Genomic DNA, 10,145 nt, shown 5'->3' with positions numbered 1-10,145 from the left:
TTCTCCCAACTAGCTCGCCCTCGACGGTGCCGCCGAGCACGCGCCCAGGGAGGGGGTTTTGGCTGCGTGGGTGGGACACCGGTGCCGCGAGGGTGGGGGGGGCGCCCCCCCCCCCCCCCCCGACCTCACGGAGGCCAAGGCGTCCCTGACCACCCTGATCACCGCGGACGGCCAGACCTCCAGCGTCGGCTCCCTGATCGGCGCGGACGGCCGGGGAGGCGGGGACGGCGCGTCTCCCGGGGATGTGGCGTTCGTGGAGAGCGGCACGGCGGCCATGGCGGCGCTGCTCGGCGGCTGGCGGCTCCCGCCGGGCAGCCGCGTCGGCTTCGCCCGCACGGAGTACGGCAGCACGCTGATGCTGCTGCGCCGCCTGGCCGCCGGCCGCTCATGGACGCTCGTCGAGCTGCCCGTGGACGCCGACTCCCGCCTCGACCTCGACGGCCTCGGATCCGCGCTGGCCGCGGGACTGGACCTGGTCACCCTGGTCCACATCGCCTCCCACCGGGGCGTCGTCCAGCCCGCGCGGGAGGCCGGCGCGTTGTGCCGCGCCGCCGGGGTCCCGCTGGTGCTGGACGCCTGCCAGTCCTTCGGCCACACGGACGTGAGCGGGGCCGGCGCGACCGCCTACGTGGGCACGTCCCGCAAGTGGCTCGCCGGCCCGCGCGGGGCCGGCTTCCTCATCGTCCCGGGGCTCGCGGCGGGGATGGACGCCGCCGCCCCCGCACTCGGCGGGCACGTATGGGCGGACGACGTTCCGGAGCCGCTGCCCGGGGCGATCCGCTACGAGAGCTCGGAAGGAGCGATCGCGTCGCGGGTGGGACTCGGCGTCGCCGTACGGGAGTACCAGGACCTCGGCCCCGCGGACCTGCACGAGCACATGGCGGACCTGGGCCGCACGGCCCGGCACCTCCTCCACGGCGCCGGCGGCTGGCAGGTGGCCGAGCCGCTCGACGAACCCTCCGCCATCGTCACCCTCCGGCCTCCGGCGGGCGACTCGGTGGAGGCCGCAAGGGCCCGCGCCGCCGGGGCGGGACTGCTCGTGGGGGCCGCCCCCGTCGCCAGAGCGCCGCTGGACCTGCGCGAGCCCGTGCTCCGCGTCTCGCCGGCCCCGGGCACGGAGCCGGAAACCCTGCGCACGCTCGCCCGCGTCCTCAGCGCACCGTGAGGACCGACCCGGCCGCCCGTTCACGGCCGAGAAGCTGACACCCCCCTGGCCAGGTAACGCCCGCGTGGCGCCCCGACGACCTCGCCCGCTTCCAGCACCCGCTCACCGCGCAGGAACGTGTCGGTGACCTTGGCGTTCAGCTCGAAGCCCTCGAACGGCGTGTACTCCTGTGCCGACTCGGAGTCGGCGGCCCTGACGGTCCAGGTGTGGTCCGGATCCACGAGGCAGAAGTCGGCGTCGAAGCCCTCGGCGATGTCGCCCTTGGTGCGCAGCCCGAACCGCCTGGCCGGGTTCCACGCGGTCAGCTCCGCGATCCGGTGGTACGGCAGGCCACGGCGCGCACCCTCGGAGATCAAGCCGGGCAGCAGGTATTCGGCGCCGCCGAAACCGGACTTGGCCACGAAGACGTCGTCGCGGGGTTCGCCGAACTTCACCTCGTCGCGGCAGCAGGCGTGGTCGCTGACGACCCAGTCGATCTTTCCGTCCAGCACGTACTCCCACAGGGCCTCGACGTCCTCGCGAGGCCGGATCGGAGGGTTCACCTTGGCGCCGAGGCCGTTGGCGGTGTCGATGTCGGCGAGGAGGTGGCCGATCGTGACCTCGCGGCGGAAGTCGATGTGCGGGAAGGCCTGGGACATCCGGACGGCGGCGTCGACGGCCTTGCGCGAGGAAAGGTGCAGCAGGTTGATCGTCGGCAGGCCGGTCTCGTGGGCCAGGTAGGAGGCGATGCTGACCGCCAGCCCCTCGGAGTGCGGCGGCCGGGAGGCATGGTAGGCGGCGAGCCCCGACAGCGACCCGTCCTCCTCCACCATCCGGGTGTACGCGTTCATGATCTCGGCCGTCTCGCAGTGCAGCGACAGGGATATCTCGCCGGCCAGGTCGGGGAAGCGCTCCCGAGCCGCCTGCACGCCGCGCATCACGAACTCGAAGTGCGCGTAGTCGTACCGTTCGTCCTCTGGGATCATCAGGAACCGGCTCTGGTCGGCCGACCGGCCGTGCAGGCCGTGGCTGCCGTAGAACATGAAGACCTTGAACGAGGTGACGCCGTGCTTCTCGACCAGCTCGGGGATCTCGGTGATGTGCTGCTTCGACATCGGCGCGAGGTGGAAGGCGTAGTCGACATAAGCCCGATCCGCGGTGGCGGCGAGCACGTCGGGGAAGAAGTCGGCGTAGGCACCGCCCCGGTTGAGGTAGTACTGCCCGGTGCGCATGTACGTGATGGCCGAGGTCACCCCGCCCTGGGCGGCCGCCCGGCTTTCCGAGGCCGCGTCCTCGTCAAGGGGGTTGTAGATGCCCCAGTGCTGGTGCGCGTCGACCACGCCGGCGAAGGCGAGCTTGCCGCCCCCGTCGACCACGGTGCGGGCCGGCGCCGGGTCGATGCCGGCGGCGACGCGGACGATGCGGCCGTCGCGGACGGCGATGTCAACCTGCCGCGGCTCGGTCCACGCGTGCCGTACGACGCGGACGTTCGTCACGAGGACGTCGATGGACGTCATGCGTTCCTCCGGAGTGTGTGTGAGGTGGATTCCAGGCGGGCCAGCGGCCGGAGTATCTCGTCGACGGAGCCGAGGTCGTCCAGGCGCAGGACGAGGCCCTCGACCTGCCGCGCGCGTTCGGCGGTGAGGCGGCCCGCGACGTTCTCCCGGAACTTGACCGCGAGTTCGTCGTCCGTGAGCGGGTGCTGCGGACCGCCCCGGTTGACCGGCACCTCCTCCGTCCACTCGCGGCCGTCGTCGGCGCGGACCGTGACGATCGCCGGGAACTGGTACGGGAAGATGGCGTCGCAACGCGCGTCGGCGACGACGTCCACCGTGGCCATCAGCGCGCGGCGGCGCGGGTCGCGGGCCAGCTCGTCGGTGTAGTCGGCCAGCCCGACGCCGAGCCCGGAGCCACCGAGCAGGCCGGCGACGACGGCGTACGGCCCGGAGAACTGCGCCTGGTAGCCGGTGTCCGGCGCCCGCTTGACCTCGATCGGCTGGCCGATGGTGCGGATGACCGCCGTCGGCACCCGCAGCTCGATCCGGGCGATCCGGTCCACCGGCACGCCACGTTCCCGCAGCCGGAGCCCGGCGTCGATCGCCGCGTGGGTGAAGTGGTTGGCCGGGTAGGGCTTGAAGAAGATCTCCGGCACCGACCAGCGCTCGCCCAGGCCGTCGGTGAGCTGGCCGAGGTCGGCATCGTCGCGCAGGAACGCGCGGAAGAAGCCGAACCGTCCCTCCAGGACGGTGGGCGGCCCGGTGAAGCCGCGGCGTACGAGTTGCGCCGCGGTGACCGCGGAGTGCGCCGCCCAGCCACAGTGCAGCCGTTTCACGGTGCCACCTGTCCGGTTCGCCTCGATGATGCCGGAGGCGAACGAGGCGGTCAGGCCGAGGGCGTGCGAGACGCCGTCGGCGCCGAGCCCGAACAGCAGCGCCGCGGAGGCGGCGCCTCCCATCGCGCCGCAGATGGATGTGGCGTGCTGACCGTGCTCGAAGAAGACCGAGTTGCCCAGCTCCCGGTCGTAGCCGGCCATGCCCAGCCGGACGGCCAGTTCGAGCCCGACCGCGATGGCGGCGACCGTCTGCCCGCCGGTGGCGCCGGCCGCCTGCGCGGCGGCCAGCGCGGCCGGCACCACGCCCGCGCTCGGATGCAGCACCGACGGGAGGTGCGTGTCGTCGTAGTCGAGCGAGTGGGCCAGGACACCGTTGGCGAAGGCGGCCTGCGCCGCGGGCACCGCGGCGGGCAGGCCCACCGCGTGCGCCTCGGACCGGCCGCCCTGGTCCGCCACGAACTCGACCGCCGCGGCGCTGGTGGGCAACCGGTGCGCGGCGACGCAGAGGCCGAGCACGTCCAGCACCCGCTGGCGGACGCTGTGCCGTACGTCGTCCGGGGGCCCGGTCCTGGCGGTGGTCGCGGCGAACGCGGCGACGCGCTCGGCCAGCGCGGGCTCAGCCATGGCCGATCACCGCCAGCGGGCGGACCGGTGAGCCGGTCGCGCCGAAGAGCGGGAGCGGCGCCAGCACGAAGGTGAACTCGTGCACGCCGGCGGCGGCGAGTTCGTCGAGCGCCATCGCCTCGATGATGTAGACGCCGTGCTCGACCAGCAGCACCCGGTGCGCGGGCAGCACGCTGTGCGCCGCGCCGGGGCGCAGGCACTCGAAGGCGATCGTGTCGGCGCCGGCGGCGTGCACTCGGCGGCCGGCGAGCCATGTCGCGCCGGCCTCGCCCACTCCCGGCACGCCGGACTCCAGCCCCATGTAGACCGTGCGATCGGGGTGGTCGAAGAAGCGGCCCCAGCCGCTGCGCACCAGGGCGACGTCTCCGGCGCCGATCGGCGTGCCCTGCGCCGCTTCGGTGGCCGCCAGGTCGTCGGGGGTGATCTCGTAGCCGGCCCCACAGCCCTCGCCGGCGCCGATGGCCCGGGGCACGTCGAGCAGCACGCCACGGCGCACCATCGGCGCGATCGTGTGCGCGCCCAGGTCCACGTATCGCCCGCCCTGGCCCGCTTCCACGGCGTCCGCCCCGCCGTGCAGGCGGCCGAGGTGCGACACATGGGCGAGCGCGTCGACGTGGGTTCCCACGTGGGTGCCCATGGTGATCATGTCGTTCGCGGCCGAGCCGCCGTCGGACCTGACCATGTCCCCGTGCCGTCGGGGAAGGGAGTGCCAGTACGCGGGATGGTTAGGGGACTGCGGCATCCCGACGGAGAGCCGGCGCCCCAGGTCGTAGACGGTGACCCCGCGCCGGACGGCCGCGAGGAGCGGGTCTCCGGCAGAGGCGTTGGTCGAGGGTGTCACGGGTAGGCTCCTGTTCGTCCTGTGTGGCCTGCGGTCATCCGGTCCACAGCCCGCCGTTGACGTCGACGGTGGCCCCGTTGACGTAGCTCGCCCGGTCGCTGAGCAGGAAGGCGATCGTCTCGGCGACCTCCTCCGGATCAGCGGCGCGGCCGAGCGGTACCTGCCCGACCAGGTCCGCCATCTCCGGCGCCGGGAGACGCGCGGTCATCGGCGAGCGCACGGGGCCGGGAGCGACCGCGTTGGCCCGGACGCCCCGGCCGCCGAACTCCTTCGCGATATTGCGGGTCAGCGCCAGCACGCCCGCCTTCGCGGCGGCGTAGGCGGGACCGGACAGGGTGTTGCCCCCGTGCCGCCCGTTGATCGAGCTCATCAGCACGATCGCGCCGGCGCCGGCGGCCAGCATGCCGGGCAGCACGGCACGTACCACGATGAAGGAACTGGTCAGGCTGTCGGCCAGGACGTCGCGCCACTGCTCGGGCGAGACGTCCAGCAGACCGCCGTAGCCGACGGACCCGGCGACGTGCGCCAGGCGGGTCGGCGCCGCGGGCAACGCGTCCAGGAACTCCTGGACCTGTCGCGGGTCGGCGGCGTCCACGCCGTCGGCCCGGTCGAGGACGTGAACGGTGTCGCCGTCCCTGCGCAGGGTTTCGGCCACGGCCGATCCGATCGCCCCCCGGCCACCCACCACCAGCGCGGTCATGACCGGCGGGTCTCGGTATTGACGCCGGTCAGGTCGGCGGCGGGCGCGACGCGGCCGGAGTCGACGGCGGCCAGCCACAGGTCGGTGGCCCAGAGCAGCGCGTTCGCCCCGCGCGGCAGCAGCAGATAGCTGATCGCCTCGGCCACGTCGCGTTCCTCGACCCCGGCCGCGTACAGCCGGTCGAGGTGGTGCAGGAACGGGTCCTCCTGCTGGTGCACCGCGTGCACCACCACCGCGATGAGGTCGACCTCGCGCTCGGACAGGCCGGGGGCGGCGGCGGCGAGGAGTGCGGCGTACCGTTCGTGGCCGTCCATCGGCAGGGCGTGCGCCCAGGACCGCGCGGCGAAGAAGATCGGCCGCCACGCGGCGACGGCGCCGGCCACGGCGACGGCCTGCGCCATCTCGTCGGCGGTCAGTCCCGCCTCGAAGCCGCGCTCGACGTGCAGTGTGCCCACCGCCTCCTCGTCGGCGACGAGGAGGCCCACCCAGATCAGCTCCCGCTCGCGGGCGGAGAGGTGGCGCGCGTCGAGGGTGAAGCTCCGGTAGAGCCGGGTGTAGGCGTCGAGGAAGCCGGGCTCCGTGCGGGCGTAGATCTCGTGGTACGACAGCGTGTAACCGCGCTCGGCCCGGATCCTGGCGAGCTGGTCGGGCGCGCTCATCACAGCCCCGGCGTCAGGCTGGGCGTCAACGAGGCGTCGTGGTCGTACAGGGCCGGTATGAGGGTGTTGAGATCGTGTCCTGGCAGCGGCTCGCGGTAGTCGGTGCTGCCGAAGTCGTTCTTCCTGATCAGGGACAGGTTGCCGGTACGGCTGTAGAGCGGGCCGTGCCAGGTTTGCGGGCTGCGGAAGAAGTAGCCACCGGGTTTGACCACGCCCCGGCGCCCCAGCATCAGGTCGCCGGCGATCTTGAAGGACTCCTCGTAGACGGGGTGTTTCTCCTCGTTGACCGCGGTGTAGCCGGGCAGCATGCCGACGAGGAAGACGATGCCGGCCTCGTCGCGGCGCAGCCACCGGATGCGTACGTCCGCGGGCTGCGGCTCGTCCCCGCGCCAGCTCATGGAGACCCACTCGTCACGGGTCTCGGGCAGTGTCGTGAGCTCGCCGGCCCCCTGACCGGGCGCGAAGTCGGGCGCGCCGTGCGGTCCGAAGTAGAGCACGGTCCGGCCGGGGCCGGGCACCCAGTCGAGCTCGGTCAGGGGCTGGGCGTGCAGGTACGTGCCAGGGGCGTACGGCTGGTCGTTGACCGTGCCCCGGCCGGTGAGGACGAAGATGTCGCACGCGCTGCGCAGCACGCCCCGCTGCCGGTTGGTGAAGGCCAGCAGTTCCGTACGGGCGCCGTTCTCCACGTCGGCGGACAGTGTCTTGCGCAATCCGCCGCCGTGGTCCGCGCCGAAGTGCCCGGGCGACACCGGGGTCCACGGCAGGTCATGGGTCGATATGAAGTCGACGTCCGGACGGTTCCACATGTCAGGCTTCGCACCTTTGCCTCGGAGTTCCCGGAGAGCAGCCTCGATCGAAATTGTTCCGTTGAAGCGAACGGCGGTTCCCCAGGCGGAATCAAACGGATACTGTCGTGCGACGGCCCGGGCTGTCAACGGCCCGGCCGAACGTCGCGGATTCATCCCAACTGGATGGCGGGTGGTTGTCATGGGTATCGAGCCGGATCCGACCGGCGCGGCTACGGGCGAGAAGAGCGGCTGGGGCGGCGTCGGCGCGCTGGTCCCGCCGGAGAACCCGACCGTAGCGGCCGAGTTGCGCGCCCTGTTGCCGCGCGGTCTGCCGGTCCACACCGCACCGCTGCCGGTGATCCCCGGAGCGCTGAAGGAGCGGCTGCTCGGCTACAACGACGCCCTCACCGCCACGGCGGAACTCCTGCGCGGACAGCGGCCGGACGTCGCCTACTTCGCCTGTACGGGCTCTTCGTACCTGGTGGGGCCCGATCGCGACGCCGCGCTGCACGACGCGATCGACGCGGCCGGCGCGGGGCGCGGCCTCACTGCCGCCCGCGCGATCCTGGAGACCCTCGCCCAGCTGCGCCGGCGCAGGGTGCTGGTGGTCTCGCCCTACCCGGACTGGTTGACCGACCTCGCGGTCGCGCACTGGAGCGCCGCCGGGCTCGCGGTGGCGGGAGTTCGCAAGGTGCCGGCGCCGGACGGCATCTACGCCATCGCCCCGGACGAGGTCACGGCACTGCTGCGTGACCTGCGGCCCGACCGGGATACGGCGGTGCTGCTCAGCGGAACGGGGATGCCGACGGTCGAAGCGATCGCCACGGTCGGCGACGAACTGGGCGTGCCGGTGCTTTCGTCGTCCCTGGCGGCCGCGTACCGCGCCCTGCTCCGTCTCCCGGCGCCGGCGGCCGAGGCTTCGTGCCTGGCCAACGACCTGATCGGCCGCTGGCGGTGACCGGGTCCTGTCGCTCGCGCCGGCTGTGTCACGACCCTTGACGGTTCTCGGGGCCAGCCATTACCGTCCCGGGTATTCCAAGGGAACGACGTTCCGCAGAGGCGAACGAATCCCGCTCCCTCAGCTCGCGTCCCGTCCGGGGCCGCCAGGAGGTGACAACCATGCACGGCTGGCGAGCCCGTATCGGATTAATCATTCCCCATGTCAACATGACGATGGAGCCCGAGATCAACTCCGTGCTGCCCCGGGGCGGATCCGCCCACGCGGCGCGGATGGTGATCCCGCGGCTCGACCCCGACGGCCTGGTCCAGATGGCCCACGACTCGCTGCGGGCAGCCGGGCAGCTCTCCGAACTGGACGCCGACGTCGTCGTCTTCGGCTGCACCTCCGGCAGCTTCGTCGGCGGTCACGAATACGAATCCGACCTGGTGAACCGGATCGCCGAACGGGTCGGCTGCCCGGCGCTGTCCGCGTCGGGCGCCGGCGTCACGGCACTCCGGGCGCTCGGCGTCACCAGGATCGCCGTCGCCACCCCCTACGACGACACCATCAACGAGCGGCTACGCGCCTTCTTCGCGGCGCACGGTCTCGACGTGGTCAGCCTCGTCGGCCTCGGCCTGCGGGAGCGTACCGAGCACTTCCCCCTCGCCCGCACTCCCGTCTCGGCCATCGCGCAGCAGTCGGAGGAGGTGGTCTACCGGCTCGCCCGCGCCGCCGCACATCCCGATGCCGAGGCACTCTTCATCAGCTGCACGAACCTGTCGACCCTCGGGCTCGTCGCGGAACTCGAACGCGACCTCGCCGTACCCGTGGTCACGGCCAACCAGGCGAGCATCTGGGCGGCCTTCCGGGCGGCCGGCCTCGGCGAGTCACCGGCCGCGTTCGGCTCCCTCGGCCGGCTCTGAGCCCGCCACCACGCTTCCTCCGGCACTCACCCTTGGAGCAGCAAGCATGTCGCACCGAACCCACCTCTCCCGCCGCCACCTGATCAGACTCGGCGCGCTGGCCGGAGCCGGCGGCCTGCTGGCCGCGTGCTCCCGCCCTCCTGGCGCGCCGACCGCGGGAGGTGACGACGGCGGGGCCTACTCGACGATACGCTCGACCGCCGTCTCCTACATCTGGGCGCCGTTCCTCGTCGCCGAGACGAACGGCTACTTCGCGGACGAAGGGCTGAACCAGAAGGGCAGGGTCGCAGGGCAGGGCGTCGTGGCCAACATCGTGCTCTCCGGCGACGCCGACTTCGTCGTCGGCGCACCGATGGACACGATGAAGTCCACCGCGGTGGGCCAGCCGCTGATCAGCTTCTGCAACATGCTGACCACGCTCGCCACCAACGTCGTCATCAGCGCTGAGGCGTTCGAGAAGGCCGGCCTCACCGAGGCCAGCACCGCGGAGCAGCGGGCCGCGGCCATGCGCGGCATGCGACTCGCGTCCACCGGCGTCGCCGGCACGCCGGACCTGCTCATCCGGTACGTCTCCCGCAACCTGGGCAAGCTCGACCCCAACAAGGACCTCAAGATCGTGCCCATTCAGGGCGGCGGATCGGCGATGCTCGCGGCGGTCCAGAACAAGCAGATCGACGGCATGGCGATCTCGTCGCCGATCTCGGACCAGGCGATTGCCGACCTCGGCATGAAGTACCTGTTCGACATGTCGACGGACCCGGTCGAGCCGCTGGTCGGCTTCCCCTACATCGTGGCCTCGTGCAAGCAGGAATTCCTGGAGCGGAACCCGGACGCCATCGGCGCCTACTGCCGGGCGATCCAGCGCTCGCTCAACTTCATCAAGGCCGAGAAGGACGCGTTCCGCGACCTGCTCGCCGGTCTCTTCACCGACATCAGGCCCGAGGTCTTCAAGACGGCGTTCGAGGCGAACTACCCGATCTACGCCGACAGCGTCGTCCCCACCCAGCCCCAGTTCGAGCAGGCCAGAGAGTTCGTCGTCACCGCGTTCGAGATCAACGGAAGCGTCAGCGAGGCGGCCGCGGCCAAGAAGATCGGCTTCGAGGACAGCTGGAACGCCAAATTCGCGCAGGAGGCCCTCGACAAGGTCGGCACCTCCACCTGACCGCACCCACCCGTAGCCGGCCCGGCGTCGGC

At 72.3% G+C, this 10,145-nt stretch carries 10 protein-coding genes; 4 read left to right on the top strand and 6 right to left on the bottom strand.

Features of this window, described 5'->3' with window-relative positions; genetic code table 11:
* The first annotated feature begins 70 nt into the window (after positions 1 to 70).
* The gene (locus ACZ6SA_RS01150) at positions 71 to 1,165 is read left to right on the top strand and encodes an aminotransferase class V-fold PLP-dependent enzyme (RefSeq protein ID WP_465826627.1); all 1,095 of its coding nucleotides are present in this window, start codon (positions 71 to 73) and stop codon (positions 1,163 to 1,165) included.
* Between the two features lie 20 nt (positions 1,166 to 1,185).
* Here ACZ6SA_RS01150 and ACZ6SA_RS01145 read toward each other — a convergent pair whose 3' ends face one another.
* Genes ACZ6SA_RS01145 through ACZ6SA_RS01120 form a run of 6 tightly spaced genes read right to left on the bottom strand, consistent with a single transcriptional unit; the run spans position 1,186 to position 7,106 of the window.
* Positions 1,186 to 2,661 (bottom strand): dihydroorotase, encoded by a 1,476-nt coding sequence (locus ACZ6SA_RS01145; protein WP_443150567.1) that lies wholly within the window; start codon positions 2,659 to 2,661, stop codon positions 1,186 to 1,188.
* Positions 2,658 to 4,100: an MmgE/PrpD family protein gene (locus tag ACZ6SA_RS01140; protein ID WP_465825936.1), complete on the bottom strand. Its 1,443-nt coding sequence runs from the start codon at positions 4,098 to 4,100 to the stop codon at positions 2,658 to 2,660. Before ACZ6SA_RS01140 ends, ACZ6SA_RS01145 begins: the two co-directional genes overlap by 4 nt.
* On the bottom strand, positions 4,093 to 4,941 hold the full coding sequence (locus ACZ6SA_RS01135) for a cyclase family protein (protein WP_465825934.1): 849 nt from the start codon (positions 4,939 to 4,941) through the stop codon (positions 4,093 to 4,095). The genes ACZ6SA_RS01140 and ACZ6SA_RS01135 overlap by 8 nt, the downstream gene beginning before the upstream one ends.
* Positions 4,942 to 4,975: 34 nt before the next feature.
* On the bottom strand, positions 4,976 to 5,641 hold the full coding sequence (locus ACZ6SA_RS01130; RefSeq protein WP_347642048.1) for an SDR family NAD(P)-dependent oxidoreductase: 666 nt from the start codon (positions 5,639 to 5,641) through the stop codon (positions 4,976 to 4,978).
* Positions 5,638 to 6,300 carry a carboxymuconolactone decarboxylase family protein gene (locus ACZ6SA_RS01125; RefSeq protein WP_347642049.1) on the bottom strand — a complete coding sequence of 221 codons (663 nt, stop codon included), beginning with the start codon at positions 6,298 to 6,300 and terminating at the stop codon, positions 5,638 to 5,640. Before ACZ6SA_RS01125 ends, ACZ6SA_RS01130 begins: the two co-directional genes overlap by 4 nt.
* The gene (locus ACZ6SA_RS01120) at positions 6,300 to 7,106 is read right to left on the bottom strand and encodes a hypothetical protein (RefSeq protein ID WP_347642050.1); all 807 of its coding nucleotides are present in this window, start codon (positions 7,104 to 7,106) and stop codon (positions 6,300 to 6,302) included. The genes ACZ6SA_RS01125 and ACZ6SA_RS01120 overlap by 1 nt, the downstream gene beginning before the upstream one ends.
* A 181-nt stretch (positions 7,107 to 7,287) precedes the next feature.
* Here ACZ6SA_RS01120 and ACZ6SA_RS01115 point away from each other — a divergent pair, with 181 nt between their 5' ends.
* The 3 genes from ACZ6SA_RS01115 to ACZ6SA_RS01105 all read left to right on the top strand — a co-directional run bounded on the left by ACZ6SA_RS01115 (position 7,288) and on the right by ACZ6SA_RS01105 (position 10,113).
* Positions 7,288 to 8,046, top strand: a complete 759-nt coding sequence (locus tag ACZ6SA_RS01115; RefSeq protein ID WP_465825932.1) for a maleate cis-trans isomerase family protein — start codon at positions 7,288 to 7,290, stop codon at positions 8,044 to 8,046.
* Positions 8,047 to 8,207: 161 nt separating this feature from the next.
* Entirely contained in the window at positions 8,208 to 8,951 is a 744-nt protein-coding gene (locus tag ACZ6SA_RS01110) for a maleate cis-trans isomerase family protein (protein WP_443150573.1), read from the top strand.
* Between the two features lie 46 nt (positions 8,952 to 8,997).
* A complete protein-coding gene (locus tag ACZ6SA_RS01105; RefSeq protein ID WP_347642053.1) occupies positions 8,998 to 10,113 on the top strand; it encodes an ABC transporter substrate-binding protein in 1,116 nt (371 codons plus the stop codon).
* Positions 10,114 to 10,145: the final 32 nt, after the last annotated feature.

This window comes from Nonomuraea sp. NPDC049378 (assembly GCF_055586745.1).
This window is presented reverse-complemented; position numbering and strand designations above follow the sequence as displayed.

Excerpts from the sequence above, each read along its gene's own strand:
- ACZ6SA_RS01145 (WP_443150567.1), bottom strand. The coding sequence starts at position 2,661 with ATGACGTCCATCGACGTCCTCGTGACGAACGTCCGCGTCGTACGGCAC.
- ACZ6SA_RS01140 (WP_465825936.1), bottom strand. The coding sequence starts at position 4,100 with ATGGCTGAGCCCGCGCTGGCCGAGCGCGTCGCCGCGTTCGCCGCGACC.
- ACZ6SA_RS01130 (WP_347642048.1), bottom strand. The coding sequence starts at position 5,641 with ATGACCGCGCTGGTGGTGGGTGGCCGGGGGGCGATCGGATCGGCCGTG.
- ACZ6SA_RS01125 (WP_347642049.1), bottom strand. The coding sequence starts at position 6,300 with ATGAGCGCGCCCGACCAGCTCGCCAGGATCCGGGCCGAGCGCGGTTAC.
- ACZ6SA_RS01120 (WP_347642050.1), bottom strand. The coding sequence starts at position 7,106 with ATGTGGAACCGTCCGGACGTCGACTTCATATCGACCCATGACCTGCCG.
- ACZ6SA_RS01115 (WP_465825932.1), top strand. The coding sequence starts at position 7,288 with ATGGGTATCGAGCCGGATCCGACCGGCGCGGCTACGGGCGAGAAGAGC.
- ACZ6SA_RS01110 (WP_443150573.1), top strand. The coding sequence starts at position 8,208 with ATGCACGGCTGGCGAGCCCGTATCGGATTAATCATTCCCCATGTCAAC.
- ACZ6SA_RS01105 (WP_347642053.1), top strand. The coding sequence starts at position 8,998 with ATGTCGCACCGAACCCACCTCTCCCGCCGCCACCTGATCAGACTCGGC.